The organism is Brakhagea baltica, from assembly GCF_052161605.1.
Lineage (GTDB): Bacteria > Planctomycetota > Planctomycetia > Pirellulales > Pirellulaceae > JBKCUI01.
This window is the reverse complement of the sequence record NZ_CP197409.1, coordinates 3294115-3312068: the sequence shown is the minus strand read 5'-3', so window position 1 is coordinate 3312068 and position 17954 is coordinate 3294115. Positions and strand designations below refer to the sequence as shown.

Genomic DNA, 17954 nt, shown 5'->3' with positions numbered 1-17954 from the left:
TGCAATTTTGCACCTTGGCTACTACTGGTCATCTAGCAAGCTGATACCAGCATCGTCTCCGATGGATTCCAAGATCCGCCTACGGGCTCCTACGGATACGTGGTCGATCGACAGCAAGCCCCTTTCATCCTCAATGCGTCGAATGTCTCCCGCTGTCTTAACATTCGCTCGCTGCAAAGCGTGTAAATGCGACTTCCACAACGCTAGGCTCTCGATCGGGGTATCGTCGCTTACCTTAGTTGGATTGCGCATCCTGCATCCTCCTATGGACAGCTAAAGCTAGATCGCGGTGGTACTTACAGATAAATGCCGCTTGCTCCTCAACGCCGGGAATCCGCTTGAAGAATTTCTCAATGGCGCGTTTGGCGTCGGATATGATCTTCACTTCGATGGAGTCGCATCCTGGAACGTCATCCTGCGGCAAATCGGACAGTCTCGGTTGAATGTCGTATTGATTGCGAAGTACCGGCTTGTGATCGACAGCTAAGCGGACCGCTGCATTCTTGATATCTCGCGCTGTCGGTCCCATAGGCCTGCCAGTGTCGGCAGCAACAACGACGTCCCGAATGTCGGCGTTTGGGATGCTCTCCAGGGCGTTGATTGCCGCAAGACTGGCTAGCCGGGACTTAACTTCCGGTGCATGCTTCTGGACCCTGTCCATATTAACCTTGCCCCGCTGAAGTCGGTCAAGGTTGTTCCGATCGATGCCCAACTCTTTCAAGCAGAACTCTGAAAACGTCGAGTACGCTTCGCGATATAGCTTTTTGGCATGAATTACTTCGATCGCTTCCAGCACCTCCCGGAAGGCTTCCCTGCGTGCACGAACGAAGTTGACTAGTCGGTTGTACTCGTCTCGTTCCGCCTGGGTTAGTTCAACAAAAGCTGTGCTCATTTGGATATCCTCATGCCGGTAGTTTTTCTGCTGGGCTCACGGACAACAAATCGGGAATCTGAACCCCTGTGAATGCCGGGAATGGCTAATAGGCTCTCTAACCGCTTCGCTCCCGCCTGAGTGCGATATGTCGGCCTCTCCCAGTTGAACTCCGTTTGGCGCAAGTCTGGCCCCTTGCCGTTTGTTTTTGTCTTCATGCTGCCACCTCCTTTGGGTTACTTAGATCTTCTGTGAGTTTCAGCTTCATTGTGAAGCCGTTCGCCTGAAAAGCTGAATCAAACGCTTGCCGAACATCCCCGAGTCGATCGGGTGCAGCAAAAATGCAGTCGTGCAAAGTCAAGAATGGCATGCCCGGTTGTCCGACTCGCAAACTGTCTGATACCGTCTCAATCACCAACTCCGATTCGACAACCTGTAGCTGCCTAATCAATGCTGCATGGTCTCGACGATTAAAAGCCCGAATGAACCTATAGATACTCGGGAACCGCTTCCTGAAGTAATCTTCGATCGCTGACGGGTACTTCCCAAGCTTCGCCAACACATCAGCCAGAAACCGCCTCTGTACCTCCTTGCGAGTCAGATTCGGGAATCCAAGATTAAGCCACTCGTAGAACGTCCCGGTCTGAACCAACTCGCAATAGTCGGCGACCTCCTTTTCGTTCAACTCAATTTTTCGGACCTCATTTTCCGGATCATATATATGGTTGTCGGTGCGGTCCCCCTCCCGGTTCTCTTTCTTTCCATGATCCTTTAGGATCATTCCCAGTAAAGCTGGCTGGCTATTTGAGAGGTCTAAACAACCGAGAGGTTGGTTTTCTAAACGGAGTGCAGAACGAAGTTCTTTCTTGAGGTTAGAAATTGAGGTCGAAACTCGGCCGTACGTACCGACCGAAAAGGAATAGACCCGCTCATTCAACCTGTTCACCAAGATGGACTGCGTATCAAAAGAGTTTCCGATCTTGGGCAGGATCCGCGTTGCCTGATCCATGTCGATCGTCAAAGATGCTTGCATGTCACGCAAGTATTTGTGAATCGGTAGAATGCGGCTTTCCTGCTCCGCCTCGCGCGCGACAGATAAGCGATTCAAAGCTCGCTTCAATCTCTTGCATTCAATTGGCCGCCTCACATGCCGATCATTCTGGAATCGAGAGTCCAGCCAGTATGAATACGGCTTCTTGCCGACTGCATAGTAGTCTCTGTGAAGAATCCCTGAGCAAAGCAAACACTCAATGACTGCTTTGCAATCATCCTCGGCCATTACATTAGCCAAAGAGCTGGCCATCAAAGGCACCCGCCCACGTTCATCGACTTTGCCCGCCGCCATCTTGCCCATTATCAGACTGACCGCGTATCGGGCATCATCATGCCGCTTTTTGAGCTTGGCCGGTAACACCTGGGCAGGATCAAAGCTTTCAGGAAGCGTAAAAAAGGGCTCGGCAAGTTGCCGCCGCCCGGCATTGAATGTATATTGCATTTGTTATTCGGTGGAATGAATGACGCGCTATTAGTGGTTGCGAGTAACGAACGCGACCACACCGACTTTGAGGCTACGTGCACCCACACGTAGCCTTTTCCATTTACTGGCTAGACTCCCAACTCTTCGCAGATTTGCTCTGCCTGCGATTGAGCTCGCTTAACTTGCGTGTCTGTTGGTGGTCTTTCTTGATGCTGTTGGCCCGAGTTGTCTATTTCCAAAAACTCCCGCAGCCATTGCTCTGTCGTGTAGAACTTGTTGTTCAGTCTCACGGCCCGCAAAGCTCGCTTTTGGCCATTAACCGTGATGCCCCGAATCCATCGTTGGATCGTGTTATTGTGGGGAGTGTGACCATAGATCTCTGTTGCCAAGTCCTTAACCAAACGGAAGTTCTTTGTTGCTGCCGACATTTTCTTTCTCTCTTTCTGTGTAGGTAAAAAAACAGCCCTCACCTTACTAGACGCCGGTTTTTTCTGGTTTGCCTCCCAAACCACCCAAAATCATCGGAAACCATCCCACACGCTTCAAATCCAACGCAACAATGAAAAAACGCTGGAGTTTTTACGTTCCAGCGTTCTGACTTTGGGCGCTATAGCGCCTATTTTGGTTCCGACTCGACCAAAGTGTCTTTAGACCTTTTGATCCAACCTTAGGCGCTAAAGCGCCTAACGGCTTCCTCCTTTACCGCATAATGCACCGCTTCCCGATGCCTTTCGATCGCCGTTTGAACCTGCCGTTTTCCGATACCGAGTCGCTTCGCGATTTCAGCATGAGAACAACCATCGATTGCCAACCGGACCTCCTCGACAGTGCCAACACGATCGGCAACACCGAGTAAGATCTCCGATGCTTCCAGCGCTTCCGCTGTTCGGTAATCCACTTCGATCTCCGGAATCTGATCCAACATGTCTGGACGGGATGCCGCTTTCCTGTTTCGGTCGAGACACGTCCTCAAAGCAACCTTGGTCACCCACTGGACGAACTGACCGCCCGTTTCAGCATTGCATTTTGAGAGATGCCGATACACCTTGATAGCGACCTCTTGCCCGATATCCTCCACGTCTCTACGATCCCGTAGTTCCTTATGACCTATCGACCAAGCGAGCCGGGTAGCATGCCCCATTAAGCAGTTGATCGCTGCTACATCGCCCCTCTGGGCTGCTACCAGAGTCTCGTTGCTAATAAACACGGCTCACCTCCTTTTCGACTTGATACAGAAGGCATTCCTCTAAGTCCTGGTCATCGGAAAATGAAACGAAGCCCAATTCCTTGGCCATCTCGTAGACGGGCAAGCTGTCGCAAAACAAGTCGATGCTTGTCCCCCCCGCCCGAATCGCTTCACTAAGCCCATAGCCCAACGCAATCGATTCCAGACGATGCCTTCGCACCTCCGGTACACACCATACCGCTAGGCTCCCTTCGTCCCATATCAACACGACAACCGGATCGTCCCGGAAGCTGCCAATCTCGACATTCGCACCATCAGCAACATGTTGTTCAACCGAGTTGATCGCCGCCACCAAGTTCACCGGCGGCATTTCATCGTGTTGAGCGCTCTTCAAGATTATGGCCGCGCAAGCCAACAGTCCGATCTTGTCTCGCCTTTCAATTTTTTTCCACAAAAGCATGATATTTCCTGGGTTTTAATAGATAGTTGTTTGCACAAATAGGCGCTAAAGCGCCATTTAGCGCCCGCCTTTTAGGCGCTTTAGCGCCCGTTCCGAGACTGAGTTTTGGGAGATAAATCTCCCAAATGATCCGCATTGATGCGGTTACTTTTGCATAGATTTCAGGAGCGCAGCCCGTAGCGTTTCCGCGTCTGCTGTCTCTAGCAGTGCTTTCAGTAGCCCATCGTTTGCCGATGCCGCTGGAGTCTGCGTTGTCGATGCTGACTCGACCGGCTTAGGCTCCTCTTTGGGTTCCGGCTTCTTGCCCGATCCGATCGCCGGTAGCGTATTCGATGCGTCTTTTGCTTCGCCCGAGTCCAGACACGTGTAAATGCCGATAGTCAATTCCGGCTTGCTGTGCCGCATTAGCCGTTGGGCTAACGATACGTGCACACCGGCGCGAGCCAACATGGTCCCAAACGAATACCTCAGTGCATGAATGTCGATCTGCCTACCTTCTGCATCGACCCGAGGGATTCCCGCAACCTCAATGTCACGATAGAACCGCTTGACCCCTTTCCCCGGTATGAGGAATAGCTTGTCATCGGGACCGAGTTTGTTCTCCTCTATCCATTGCTTTAGGTCGCGAGCAAGCTCCCCCGGTACGGGCAACACGTCGCTATTCCCGTTTTTCGTATAGCGGGAATCCAACGTCATCTTCTCATCGTCTAGAGATAGTCTGCCGACCTTGAGATTACCGAGTTCACCCCACCTGACCCCCGTTAGTGCCAACGTCCGATAGACCAACGCCCACTTCTCCCCGTCTTTTCTCAGCCTGTCCGTAGTACGCTTCGCGTTCCGGTACTTGGTAGCGGTCTCTGCGAGCTGCCCCACGTTGTCCAGGGTTATGGGATTGGCTTGCCAGTAATCGGTGTGCCGACTTCCGATCATTCGACTCTTGCAATACTCGGCCAATGGCCTGACCTTAGCCACGAAAATTAGCTTTTCCAGTTCCTCGGCTGTCATCGCGCGACGTAACTTTCGCCTATCGCTTTTGAACTTCTTGGGTCGCGGTGCATTTTCCACCGGGTTTTCCCCGATGAACTTCATGGCTACCGCCCAACGGAAAAAACCACTGCAATAGACCCATTGCAGCTTGCGACCGTTGGCCGAAACCTTAGGCCGATCCTTGCCTTCCTCGTTAGCGCCAAAGTCCACGAACCACTGGATTACATCCTTTTCCTTCACCTCCTCGAATCGAGTGACCCCGAGTTCGCGAATCAATCGCTTTACCCGGTAACGCATGTCGTTCACCGTGCTTGGCTTAAGCCCTTCCGCGACCTTGTAAGCAATGTAATCCTCGACCGCGAGTTCCAATTCCGTCATTGTGCCAATACTCATGATCCCATCCTCCTCAACGCTTGCTTCGCTGCTTCTCTATCCACTTCCGCGTATATTTCTGTCACGTTTATTGAGCTATGCCCGAGTAGAGCCTTAGCCGATTCGATCCCCGCAACCTTCCGGATGGACGTTGCAAAACTGTGCCTCAATTGATTTGGGGACCAAACATGTTCGGCCTTCCACTTCTTAACCTCCGCCTTGGACAATCCCTTTGGCGGGGGGAAAGCCTTCTCGCACCCCCTCTGAATCGATTGCCGATAAGTAGCCGTGGTAAACTTGTACCCTGGCCGACTCCGGGGAGTACTTTTCCCACGCTGCCGTAGCACTCCCGGCTTCCGCTTGATCTCGAACGCCCGGTTCTTCTTTGCCTCTCGGGGAGCGAAACAAAACATGTCATCCGGCCTGAGCAGGTATTTCAATAGGATCTCCTGCGCCGCCTTAGGCAGGTAGACAACCCGCTTCTTGCCCCGCCAACTAGTCTTATGACGATCCAAGTGCACTTCCCAGATATCACCGTCACGATTGACTAAGCCCGGTCGAAACTCGCATAACTCCCCTGGTCTGGCCCCACATAACCGCTGGATCTTGACCATATCCCGCACCACTTCGTTTAGATGAGGTAGCGTTTTCTCAACAATCGCATCGTCCACCGGACCGATTTCCTCAGCCTCCCGTAGCTTCGTTCGACCGCGTTTGAGTCCCGGAACCATGCCGACCGCGTTGGCAACTTCTGCCGGTATCCGGCCTTCCGCTACCGCCCACCTCAACGCCCTGACGATCTTCTCGCATAGCTTGTTGACGTACGTTCGGCTCCGGTCACCTTGCTTGCTAATATGCTCCCGTACCGCCTTGTATTGCAGCGGACCGAACTCGATGACCGGGGTTTTCCCATACAGTTCCCTCCAGCTACGCATGGCTGGCCTAAGGTTATTCAACTCTGCCCGCATCGTCGCCTTGTAGTAGCTCCGGGCATGAGTCATGTAATCGGCAATCAGTTGAGTAACCGTGTACTCCTCGACCGGCGTCCTGAACGATCCCGATCCCCCTGACGCTAACCACTCGGCGATTAACTTCTGATACGCCATCTTGCTTGCTGCCGATCCGTGACGCCCTAGCAGGTAGTCCCTCCCCGCAATTGTCACCCGTGCTTGTCCGGATACGTGCTTCCGGTAACTCGGTACACGTTCCGTCTCCTTGTCCTTCTCTCGCTTCGCCATTTTGCTTCTCCCGTTAGGTGATGAGGTCACTTTACTAGACGACTTCCCTTAGCCGTTTGCACATGACCCGTGGGAACTTTCCCAAAACTCGCACCTATAATTCCGAGAGTTTTCGCAACCCAAAAAATGCGTTTCACCAATAAAAACATTGGTATTTTTACAAGTTAAGGACTTGCAGAACCGCTTTTTGAATGCTATCTTCCCAAGCTGGAAGTCGAGGGTTCGAATCCCTTCACCCGCTCTACTCCGCCCGTCTCCATTTCACTTCTCTTGCTAATGCTTTGTTTCGCCTGCCAACGCAGTGTATCACCTTCCAACTAGGTTTGCATGTGACTATCGGGCCTCGAATTACTTTTGGCTACAAACCGGTTTTCAGCCCACGACTGAGCGTTCACCAGAGACTTTGTTCCGGGTATGTTAGTAGCTTGGTAGGGCGAGGGAGGGGCTGGCTTCTATTCCTTACCGCCATCTTCACAGCCCTTTTCGTATGCTCACGCTGCCAAGCGCAAACTTCCTTTGCCTTTGGCCTGAATGTCGATTACGGACACCCCGACAAAATCTATGTCCAATCACTAACTGCTTCTGGACTACACGAGCTTGCCCTGCAGTTTGTGGAATCTCGGTTCACAGCTCGAGCTCAGTCAGATTCGAAACTATCCAATGCTGACGCACAGTGGCTAATACTTCGTGCCGAGATTCGAGCCGCACAGCTCTGCACGGATCTTGACAGTCGATATGACAATCCGGAAGCAACCAACGAGCCTCTAGCGACTATTCGAAAAGAACTGCTCGCAGCTGGGCAGGATCCCCGTACCCCTTGGCTAGAGTGGAAGTCGCTTTGGTGTCGCTGGTTTGTCTTGAGAAGTGGTACGGCATTGCATTTAGCTGCACCGACGCGATCCAAGCTCAGGCAATGGTGCTTGAATGAACTTCGCGATACGATCGATAAGACTGATAGGCTTATCGAAGATATCAAATCCATGCCGACGCGTGACTTGCCCGCTTTAAAGCCAGATGCGATCGATGCTTCTCAGGTTACTTCGTTGTTAGCCGATACCTTTTTGCTGAAATGTGACTTACTGAGTCTTCGCGCGACGACCTACCCAGCTGGCTCTGATGATCGACTTGCTGCTGGATCGCAAATGTTGCGAACACTTGATGAAGCAGAATTACGAATTGCCCGCGATTGGGCCGACCGCGATAAGCTGCTAGTTGCTCGAGCGCGAAGCCAAGCTTTTTTAGGGTTGCCTAAGAAGGCCCTTGAAATCATTGATGCTATGTGGAATGCAGGTAAGTTGTCGAGCAGGAGCTTGCTCGTTGCTTCCTCAGCTATCGCCGCAGAAGCGAACCGCATGCTAGGCGACCTCCCACAGTCAAACGCCTGGATTGAACGAGCTGGTGGTTGGCGAACTCATCCGTCGCTTGCCATCGAGTCGTTTACCAATATTTTGTACAACGCGCACAAATCCGAGTCGGCCAAGGAGCAACTCGAGGAAGCTCTGGCAATGAAAAAGGAGATAGGCTCGCTCTTTGGAACTTATTGGGGAAGCCGGGCGGATGCAATTATGCTCGCCAGCCAGCCTGGCCTCGTCGAATCGACAGCGAACACTGAAATGTCGCTGGAGCTGGTACGCACTGAAGTTCGGCAGTTGCTTTTGGCGAATCGTCCGCTTGATGCTATCGATAAGATGGCGCAGACCGAATTTGTTTTAGCAGAGCGAAACGCCACCGCTGATGCTCTGACGCTCGCTATGCAGACTGCCGCGATTTGGGGACTTCAGAAGGAGTTCGGCAATGCTGCTAGTGAGTTCCATCGAGCCGCTATGTCATACCCCAGTGAACCGCGAGCTTCAGAGGCGGCTCTCAATGCAGTGGGTATGATAAAAGAGCAGTTGAGACAAATTCAGAACGAAACAGGCGGCACTAGTTCGGAAGAATTGCTCCAGACGTTAGCTCTCAGGAAACAGATTCTACGAGACATTATAAGCGTGTGGCCAAGTAGTCCACAAGCTGACACGGCAAGCTTGGAGCTCGAGTTAACGCTGTTAAGCGAAATGAAAGTGCTCGATATTCTAGACATGTGGCTGCTTCGGCTAGAAAAAGTCCAACCTCAGTCAATCGACCCGAGGAATATGCAAGCCTTATTTCGTCGTGCAGCCACTTGGTTTGCGTTGGTAAGTGCCCTAGGAGGAACAGCTTGGTTAGAGGATCGAATCTTTCCCAGCGATGCATTGCCCTCTGTTATAGACAAGTTTTCACGCTTTCATAATCTATCATCGCGAACGCATGCCACGGAAACCACGACAGAAGATTTGTTACGTCAACGGTTTCTTAAGATCGGCTGGGAGCCAGTCGTACCTCTTGATGTAGAAGCTTGGGGGGAAGACGCTCCCCTAATGAGACTGGTTCATCGCTGGACGCAATGCGAAATAGCGTTTCAGAACGTGATGCTGCTGGCCGCAGAGCCATCTGCGGATCTTGGTGCTATGATCGAGATCCTGAGGCAGTCAGGATCAATGCTGCAAGCGAATGAAGCCCAGTTGCTCGGCGATGAACTAGCCAATCGATTTCAAATGCACTTAGAGCTTTATAGGCTGACTGCTCGATATTTGAGCGGTGAGCGTGAGGCGGTCATTGAGGAGCTCAAGACACGAGAGGCCGGATCTCCACGCGACCCGTGGTGGATTTACAAAGCGGCTCGACTCTTATCTACAAACGCAGATTATAGAGACGAGGCATTGTTTCGATTCCGTCGGCTGGCATTGGGATTTCGTGAAGCCAGCGAACCATGGCTGGATTGCCGAGCGAGGAGCATTCAAATTCTTATCCTGCAAAACAAAAGGGATGAGGCCAAGCAGCTTTCGGAACTCATAACAAGCCTATACCCCGAACTTCCTATAACCTGGAAAACGAGGCTAAGCATCAAGTAGGCGGTAAGGAATTTTAACCCTTAGCTTGGCTCTCATGTCTGATTGGGGGATTGCCTTTTGATACGTCAGGGAATGCGGCTCTCACCTCGGGGATAGCGAGTAACCGTAGTGACCAAATGCCAAAGGGGATTCCGAACAGCATAAATGGCGAGATTCCGGGAATGCAGGACATGATGGCGCTGATCTTTGCAGCACGAAAGGACTCTAACTGACCCATCTTAGCAGCACCAATCGAGATCGTAATTTGTGCGATGAAATGTAGACTTAGTACTATTAGAACCGGGATAGAATCGGGACCGACGGGGCTGCCAAACAACACCACAAATACAAACGAGACTAGCCCGATCGCGGGAAATACGGAGTGAATGGACGACATCACCAGCAGCGCTGTCGCGGGGCGTGATAATCGCAAGCGAATACTTTCTCTCAATGCGTCATGATTCAAAGGCTGAACAATCGTTTCGGGAGGCTGGTAAGGATTTATCATTTCAGACTCAGATCTCGCGACGCGTGGTTTGGGATGCCTTAACTAGAAATGTCTACATCGGCTCATTGAGTGCTTTTTCGATTGCGGGAATGATGTCGTCAGGTTCTTCCAACCCACAGGAAAACCGAATCGTTCCAGCATGGACCCCGAGCTGGGATAGTTCGTCTGCGGTATAAGAACGGTGGCTGGTTGACTTGGGGTGACTGAGTGTTGTTTTCGCATCACCAAGGGATGGGCAAAAGGGAACGACATGGGCGATGCGCTCGATAAATTGCTGGGCTGTTGCCTTGTTGTCTCGCCCCAATTTTTCCTTCAAATGAATCGTTACCATGTTTCCAAAACTGCCATTCAAAAGCCTAGTGGCCGTCTCATAGCTCGGATTATCTTGTAGTCCGGGGTAGTCGACACCGTCGAGCGCGGCATGTCCACTTAGCCTGGTGGCTAAGTCATTGGCTAGAAAAGATGCTTGTTTCATGCGTACCGAGAGGGTTGCTAGCCCACGCGTGGTCAACCAACAGTCGAGGGGACTACTCGCTAGACCAAACGCGCTCACCACGGGGCGAATGCGTTTCCAAATGGAATCGTTCCCCGCCAGCATACCGAGCATTACATCCCCGTGGCCACAAACGAATTTGCTCAAGCTCTCCATTACCAAATCAGCTCCCCATCGCATGGGTTGACAGAGCGCTGGTGTCGCGAAAGTGTTATCCACCATCACGACGATGTCTTGGGATACTGACTTTACCAGGTTAACGATAGCTTCAAGATCGGGGACCGAAAGTCTGGGATTGGTGATCGTTTCGACGATTACCATTCGGACAGAGGGCCTCAGCGCGTTTTGCCACGACGACAGGTCGCACGCATCGACGTCTTGATGGCGAACTCCCCAACGGCTCAGTTCTGATTTGACGAGGTAGGACGTCTTGCCATAAAGAGGTTGCCCAAGCAATACCTCTGCTCCTGGTTCCAGCAAAGCCAAGCAAGCCGCGCTGATGGCGCTCATGCCTTGCGCGGTGACAATGCAGTGATCAGCTCCGTGCATTTGACGCAGCGTTTGTTCAAGCGATGCTGCGTTAGGATGGCCATCCCGCCGATAGACAAATCCCTCTGTTTGTCTACCCAGAATACCGTCTGCTTGGTCTATGGAATCCATTTCCCAAACGCCCGATAGCTGAATCGGTTCTGATATGGGACGTTCATGATTTCTATTCAACTCTTCGCTCCATCCTCTTGTTAATTAAAGGCGAGTGTCGAAAAAAGAGGACGCAATGCCCAGACGCAAATGGCTATGGTTCCTGCGATGAGGGCACAAGTGTAAATCGTGTTGACAATGCTCCAGATCAGTTTCTCCGTCAAGCTAAAGCTTTTGCTGATCCAAAGAACGGGTAACCCCAGGAAACCAGTTACGAAAAACAACATCGCCAATATCAACAGCCTTGCTGTAGTGCGATCTCGATCCGCTTTGGCTTGATCGGAAGCCGGGTTATGAGCACCGCGAACTTGTTGGGAATCGCCGGCGCGAAGTGATTGATCGTCTAGTTGTTCGCCCGGGTTAGCCACAATTCACCATTCTGTTTAGCAGTCAAGCATCCGATCGATTACGTTGGCAATTTGCCTTCGGCGATTTCGCGTTCCCATTGATCCATCAGGGGCCAATCGATGGCACAGGTTCCGAAGTCGGATAGGTGGAGATATCCCTCAAGCCGCTGAATCACTTTGTTGATCATAGCTTTATCTTTGCGGAAATAGGGACCGTGGCTTGGTAGAAGCCACTCGACATCGGAGTCGCGGATCCGGGTCAAGGATTCGATAAAGGCGGGAATATCGCTCCCGTGGTGGGCATCGATGGCTCCCACTCCCCCATCGCGATAGATGTTGTCTCCGCTGAAGAGAAGATTCCCCAAACGGAACGCCAGTTGGCTGTCGGCATGACCGGGGGTACTCCAAACCTCCAAATCCAAGCTACCCACTTTGATAATATCACCGTCCGATAGATGGTGCTCCACTTTGACAGGGGGCATTTCCTCGTGGATTCCCTGGGCTTCAATTTCAGCAAAGGTTTTTAATCTATCCCCAGATTCCAATAATTCAGCGGCATGCGGGTGAGCGGATACCGACGTTTTGAGAATCTGTTTGAGCTTGGCCAGTCCTTGGCAATGGTCCACGTCAGCATGGGTCGCGATCAAAGTAGCACATTTCGACAATCCAAAATCGAGATCTCGAATCAGGTCAACGATTTCGTCGACGGTTTCTTCGTATCCAACATCGATCAGTGTCCACTCCTCACCATTGTGAATCAAGTAAACATTGCAGCCGATCAGGTGCCCTGCCTGAACATTGAGTTCTATGACGTTGGGGAAGATGTATTTTCGCTCTAGCATGTCAGGTTCCAATCAATCGAAAAGAGTCGCCAGGATTGTAGGACAAATTCCACTTTTTGGAACCTAAAACCGGTATTCTCCTGGCTCAATTCACCGAACCGTAAGCTGGGGCGGATAGCGATTACAAAGGATCTGGCAATATTTTGAGCCCTTTTGTTTCGATATCGAGTCGAAATACGGCTCCAGGTGTTCCATCGAATTTAATACTTCCGGTGACGAAGAGTTGGTCACCCTTCGGGCCACCAAAGGCCACATTGCTAGTGAGTTGGTTCCCACCGTCAAATCGACGAATCAGTTTTCCTTTGGGATCGAGCACTTGAACCTGCTTCATTCCGAAGTGTGCCACATAGAGGTTTCCTTCGGCATCCAGACACATTCCGTCAGGCTGATTGTCTTCAAGTTTGCCCGACTCACTTTTGGGCAAGTCTGCAAAGACCGACATCGCTCCCACCTTGCCTTGGCTCAGGACAGGATAAGCCAATACGCGATTCCGTTGGCTTTCGGCAACCAGCAGCGTTTTGCCATCCGGGGTTAGTACAATTCCGTTAGGAAAAGCGAGCTTGTCGGCAACCAAGTGAGTTACGCCTGATTCATCAACATAATGGACCGTTCCGATCGGGCTCTCAGCACTCGAATCGCCAGGATCGGTGAAGTAAAAACCTCCTTTGGGATCTAACGTCAGATCGTTCGGACCTCGCAGTGGTTTTCCGTCGCAAGAGGTGGACGCAGGTTCCAGCATCTGTCCCGTCGCATCCAGTTTTAGAACCGCACGATGACTGGCATCGCAAACCAAATGGGTTCCATCGGCGAGAATCTTGTGACCATTGGGTGCACCGGTGATAGCAAACACCGATGTTTTTCCATCGATTGTAAACTTGGTGATAGTCTTGTCCCAGGAGATGTAGCCATTACCTTCATGGTCAAACACGACCCCCTCGGTGTAGCGTTCGACCTCAAAGAGCTTGACGGGTGAGAGAGAGTCGATTGCCACTGGCTCTTGACTGAAGAGGAGCCTGGAAAAGGAACTCATTGCGAGGAGAAAACCAAACGTGGCCTTGGTCAATACGACTAACCGTGAGTGACGCTGCATGATGCACCTTGAAAATATGGGAGGGGGGGACTTTTCGCGAGACACGGTCCCTTGGTTAGATGACTTAGAAAAAACGGTACAGCAAGCTGCTGTTCCGTCGTAGCGTATAAGTCAAAAACAACAAGGAACCCGAGCGATCGGATAGCCTCATTTTACCCCATTGAGATAGAGATCAACCACCAGGCTTAGCCTATTTTTAGCCTGAACCTGGGGTTACGGTCTGGCGGCGGTATAGCCATCGGCTTGATCGGAAACCGGCAGGTTCAGATAGAAAGCGACTTCGTCGATTCCGTCACCGTCGAAGTCCCCAACGATCACGTCTTCGCCTTCGCCTTCGATTTCAAAGACCTTGTCAGCAGCATCGAGAGCACCATTACCGTTGCTATCCACGATGAGTTTGTTGCCACGGACAACAGCAATCTCATCGATTCCGTCGCCGTCAAAATCGCCGACAACCGGAATATCTCCCGCTTGTCCGAACTGGAAGTACGAGTCCTTCTCGGTTAGGCGTCCATCGCCGTCGGTATCAAGTGTCCAGTGCCCCGCGTTGAACAAGCCGACTGTTGATATCCCATCTCCGTTGAAATCACCAGCCACAGGTGTGTCGTTGTTCGATCCGAACCGGAATACGTGATCAACCTCATCAGAACGAGGGGTCCCCTCGGAACTGCGTTGCATTAGACGTTCGCGCACGGAGTCTCTATCGGGTGGCAGGTTCTTGGGGCGGGTTAATCGCTGATTGGTAGCATCGGGCAACCCCGGTTCTCTTTCCAAGGTTAGTTCGTCGGCCCTCCAAGTGTTGCCATATACACCGATGTCATCTTTGCCATCACCGTCCCAATCGCCGACGATCGGGCGGTCACCCTGCTCTCCAAGTTTGATCCAGAGATCTCCTTCGTCCCAGATGCCGTTCCCGTTGATGTCAATGAGCCACTCTCCGTCTTTAAAGAGTGCAATCTGGGCGCGACCGTCACCGTTAAAGTCACCGGCCAATTGCTTGGCACCCAATACATTGAATGCTTCGCGGGTCATGCGAACCTTATTGGTGGAGACATAGGTCCAACGTCCCCGGTCAACCGAATCGATCGTCCACTGAACCGGATTGAGTACGACTGCTGAGTCTTTCACTTTGTCGCGAGTCACGGCTTTCTCTTGCTTATGACCGCGCGGCAACCCAGCGTTGATGATGCTTAGTTGCCAGGAAAACTCCTCCTTGTACCCGCCGATAGGCTCGAACTGTTTGGCAGGCAAGATCGGTGGCAGAACAATATACCTGTCGATTGGTCCAGGATAGGTCCCTGCGCTTAGTGGTGGTTCAGGCAGATTCGGTCTCGGTGGCGGCGGCGGCGCGGGAGGATCCTCAGGTGGAGGTGGTTCGGCCATAGTGACCAGGATTTCGCTGAAGTTGTTTTCCACCGAGCGAGCTCCCGCCATCAGATTGATCATCAGGATCGCATCGTTGCCGGGATCCGTCTCCGCCGACAGCGTAAGCATGGACAGAATCCCTAAAGCCATTGGGTCGAGTTCGAACCATGGGTTCACTGCAAAGCTACCGAACGTCGAACCTGGTTGATCGATCCCATCGAAATACCCAATCGGCTGGATTTGATAGACATGGTATGCCCCCTCTCGCAAGCCTTTGAATTCGTAGAATCCATTCTCGTCGGTAATGACCTCGATGAATTCACCATCGTAGATTCCGGGCAATGCATTTGCGGAGGGGATCTGCTGACCAGTCAGGGTGCGCAACTGCAATCGAACTCCAGCAATCGGAATGCTCGACTGTCCACGCACGCCTGTCTTATAGTCTTGCAAATTCGGAGGGGGTGCACCGTCTGGCGTGACGAGCGGAACCCCATCCTGGAAGACGAATCCCGTAATCTCGGCGGGTGGTACCTCGCAGAAATTCAGTTCCCCTTGATTTTGACCAGACAGCAATCGAACGTCGCGGATCAAATCCGCTTGATCGGTGAGTCCAACTCCTGGTGGAGCCTTTTGACCGCCGTGGAAGTAGCCATCTGGTTGCGTTTGACGAACGGTGTAAGTACCGGGTACCAGGTTGTCGAATCGATAGTGACCGTTCGCATCGGTAAAGGTTGTTGCTATGACTGCTCCTGAACCGTTGAGCAATTCAATTTTCACACCAGCGAGTGGCTCTTCACCGGGATCCCAGGTGCAGTTTCGTTCGGTATCCACAAATACGGCCCCGAAGAGGGAAGCATGTCGTTGCTCCCAAAAATCGTATTCTTGTGCATCGATATCTTGCCCCAGAACAATCGACTGGACGAGATCCGTGATCGATGCATCACCACCTGCCGTACCAGCTTTATGGCCACCTTGGATATATCCATCGGGTTGGGTCTGACGGACAGAGTACGTTCCTGGTCGCAGTTGATTGAATTGGTAGCGACCTTGGGCATCTGTGTGCGTTACCGCGACAACGGTCCCGTTGCTATTAAGGAGTTCGATCTTGACGCCTACGATGGATGGTTCACCAGGATTGCGAATCGAATCCCCGTTAATATCCTCAAAGACTTGACCGGCCAAGCTGCTTGGGCGAATCTCGCCGAAGTCGTAGTTAACGCCCTGTTGCCCCGACGCGATTGCGATTGCTCCAATGACATCGCTTTCGTTCAGAACACCAACGATTTGCCCGTTGATGGTACCGACGCGATCTTTTCCATCCAGGAATCCAACGGGAGTGGTTTGAATGATTGTGTAGGTTCCGGGGTGAAGTCCGCCGAAACTATAGCGTCCGAACGCATCGGTGAATTTTTCCGTTATCGAACCATCGCTGGCAACCAATCGCACCAGCGCATTAGGGATGCCGACCTCGTTAGGTTGCATAATCCCGTCATCGTTGGCATCATGATAGACGGTTCCTGAAATTGTGGCTGGAAGGAGTTCGCCAAAGTTGTACTCGACAGCCACTTCGTTTCCATCAATGCGAATGTTGGAAAATAGATCGTTGGACATGGTACCGCGCGGCTGGCCATTGACACGACCGAGCGCATCCTTGCCGTCGATGTAACCGGCGGGTTGCGTTTGGACGATGCGATATAACCCAGGAGGGAGGCCGGTCAGTCTATAGGATCCATCCGCTGCCGTTCTAATCGTTTGGGAAACTGGAGCACCGATGCTACTTATGGAGATAATTTGGATCTCGACATCGCCAATACCTTCTTCGCCGGCTTCTTTGATACCGTTATTATTTCGATCGTGATAAACGAACCCAGAAATTTCGATCGGCTGGGCTTCTGCGAAATCCAGATTGGTGCCGTGCGTATCACCCAACGGGACTTCGATATCGATCAGAATATCTTTATCCGTGGAAACCGTTGCCCCCAGGGGGCCTGTTCCGTCGAGCAAGCCTGGAATCGCACCAACGCTGAAGAAACCCGTGGGTTGGGTTTGGCGAATTTGGTACTTGCCTGGCATCAAGCCGAGCGAAGTGCCGAAAACATAGTGCCCCTGGGCGTTTGTTACTGTTTGATGCCCGGTTGGCACGTATTGGCCATTCTCAAATCGATACAGCGACAGAGGTACGTTGGCGATTCCGACTTCGCCTGGGTCTCGAATGAGATTGAGGTTGTTGTCGACGAACACTGTTCCCGCCAGTGAGATCGGCTTGGGAGTCTGAACCAACTGAACAGCGGTACCAGCGGTTCGATCTCGCAGGCCGTTATCATCGTCAAGCGGCAAATCGAGCCCGGACGGAATCATCTGGAAATCGTATTCGTTCACGTAGGCTGTGGTTACTAGGGCATCCTCATAGTGCGGTGCTACGAAGTGCGCGGTCAGCCTTGACCTGGCGAACTCAACACCAGAAACTACTGGATCGACATCTCGGTTGAAGATGTCGAGGTTGTCCGCATCCTCTAGATACTGAACTTCGTCGACGTCGATCGTAAATTCAAAAACGTCACCTGCCATGAAGTTGTCAAAATAGATGACGAGCAATTTGCCGCCATCCTCGACTTCAGCTCGTACATTCGCTTCCGAGAATTTTCCATTGGGGACAACTCGGAACGGGTGAGAATAATCTGCACCTCGCCCGCCCGGTTCTGTATCAAAGAATATATCACCGCGTGACCAGCCTAAAGGCATTTGATCCGTGTCGATCACGATCTTAGTGAGCCTAGTGTTCTCCGCCCCACCTTTGAATTGGATGAAGAAGCGATCGGGCGTAAGGTCGGATCCCATATCCTCCTCAATAAACACCCCCCCGACCCAGATGGGATCGGCATTGAAAAGATTTCGAGGCTCGAGTGCTTCTAGAATCGATCTTCGAACATATTCCCGCCCTCGTGCTTGAGCCGTGAAGCCCGCATCACTACTTCTACTTGCCCTAGAAGAAGTCTCGCGACAGAACGGAGCCCGCACGGTCAAGTATTTTTTCCATTGATCAATGCGTCGTTTCCAAGACACGATATCGATCCTCGGTTCGTCTTTAAAATGAAGTGCGGTGGTTACGT

The 17954-nt window shown here is 52.0% G+C and carries 15 protein-coding genes; 1 reads left to right on the top strand and 14 read right to left on the bottom strand.

The features are described 5' to 3' along the window. Positions 1-21: 21 nt before the first annotated feature. The 8 genes from SH449x_RS12290 to SH449x_RS12255 all read right to left on the bottom strand — a co-directional run bounded on the left by SH449x_RS12290 (position 22) and on the right by SH449x_RS12255 (position 6591). Positions 22-252: a hypothetical protein gene (locus SH449x_RS12290; RefSeq protein ID WP_482380934.1), complete on the bottom strand. Its 231-nt coding sequence runs from the start codon at positions 250-252 to the stop codon at positions 22-24. Beyond that, a complete protein-coding gene (locus SH449x_RS12285; protein ID WP_482380935.1) occupies positions 236-892 on the bottom strand; it encodes a hypothetical protein in 657 nt (218 codons plus the stop codon). Before SH449x_RS12285 ends, SH449x_RS12290 begins: the two co-directional genes overlap by 17 nt. Positions 893-1085: 193 nt before the next feature. Then, positions 1086-2366, bottom strand: coding sequence for a hypothetical protein (locus tag SH449x_RS12280; protein ID WP_482381628.1), 1281 nt, complete (start codon positions 2364-2366; stop codon positions 1086-1088). A 110-nt stretch (positions 2367-2476) separates the two neighbouring features. Further along, a complete protein-coding gene (locus tag SH449x_RS12275) occupies positions 2477-2776 on the bottom strand; it encodes a hypothetical protein (RefSeq protein ID WP_482381627.1) in 300 nt (99 codons plus the stop codon). Between the two features lie 239 nt (positions 2777-3015). Continuing rightward, the gene (locus SH449x_RS12270) at positions 3016-3555 is read right to left on the bottom strand and encodes an RNA polymerase sigma factor (RefSeq protein WP_482381626.1); all 540 of its coding nucleotides are present in this window, start codon (positions 3553-3555) and stop codon (positions 3016-3018) included. Beyond that, complete coding sequence (locus tag SH449x_RS12265) at positions 3545-3994, bottom strand: hypothetical protein (protein ID WP_482380939.1); 450 nt, start codon at positions 3992-3994, stop codon at positions 3545-3547. The genes SH449x_RS12270 and SH449x_RS12265 overlap by 11 nt, the downstream gene beginning before the upstream one ends. A 144-nt stretch (positions 3995-4138) precedes the next feature. After that, positions 4139-5374, bottom strand: a complete 1236-nt coding sequence (locus SH449x_RS12260; RefSeq protein ID WP_482381625.1) for a tyrosine-type recombinase/integrase — start codon at positions 5372-5374, stop codon at positions 4139-4141. Next, positions 5371-6591, bottom strand: a complete 1221-nt coding sequence (locus SH449x_RS12255) for a tyrosine-type recombinase/integrase (protein WP_482381624.1) — start codon at positions 6589-6591, stop codon at positions 5371-5373. The genes SH449x_RS12260 and SH449x_RS12255 overlap by 4 nt, the downstream gene beginning before the upstream one ends. A 329-nt stretch (positions 6592-6920) precedes the next feature. On the opposite strand from SH449x_RS12255, the gene SH449x_RS12250 reads away from it, so the two are divergent. Continuing rightward, positions 6921-9521 (top strand): hypothetical protein, encoded by a 2601-nt coding sequence (locus SH449x_RS12250; RefSeq protein WP_482381623.1) that lies wholly within the window; start codon positions 6921-6923, stop codon positions 9519-9521. 13 nt (positions 9522-9534) lie between these two features. Here SH449x_RS12250 and SH449x_RS12245 read toward each other — a convergent pair whose 3' ends face one another. The 6 genes from SH449x_RS12245 to SH449x_RS12220 all read right to left on the bottom strand — a co-directional run bounded on the left by SH449x_RS12245 (position 9535) and on the right by SH449x_RS12220 (position 17907). Continuing rightward, positions 9535-10008 carry a hypothetical protein gene (locus tag SH449x_RS12245; RefSeq protein ID WP_482381622.1) on the bottom strand — a complete coding sequence of 158 codons (474 nt, stop codon included), beginning with the start codon at positions 10006-10008 and terminating at the stop codon, positions 9535-9537. Between the two features lie 52 nt (positions 10009-10060). Beyond that, a complete protein-coding gene (locus SH449x_RS12240; RefSeq protein WP_482381621.1) occupies positions 10061-11221 on the bottom strand; it encodes a trans-sulfuration enzyme family protein in 1161 nt (386 codons plus the stop codon). Between the two features lie 20 nt (positions 11222-11241). Beyond that, on the bottom strand, positions 11242-11568 hold the full coding sequence (locus tag SH449x_RS12235) for a hypothetical protein (protein ID WP_482381620.1): 327 nt from the start codon (positions 11566-11568) through the stop codon (positions 11242-11244). 38 nt (positions 11569-11606) lie between these two features. Next, a complete protein-coding gene (locus tag SH449x_RS12230; RefSeq protein ID WP_482381619.1) occupies positions 11607-12389 on the bottom strand; it encodes an MBL fold metallo-hydrolase in 783 nt (260 codons plus the stop codon). A 121-nt stretch (positions 12390-12510) separates the two neighbouring features. Then, positions 12511-13479, bottom strand: coding sequence for an SMP-30/gluconolactonase/LRE family protein (locus tag SH449x_RS12225; RefSeq protein ID WP_482381618.1), 969 nt, complete (start codon positions 13477-13479; stop codon positions 12511-12513). Between the two features lie 213 nt (positions 13480-13692). After that, complete coding sequence (locus SH449x_RS12220) at positions 13693-17907, bottom strand: SdrD B-like domain-containing protein (RefSeq protein ID WP_482381617.1); 4215 nt, start codon at positions 17905-17907, stop codon at positions 13693-13695. Positions 17908-17954 lie beyond the last annotated feature (47 nt).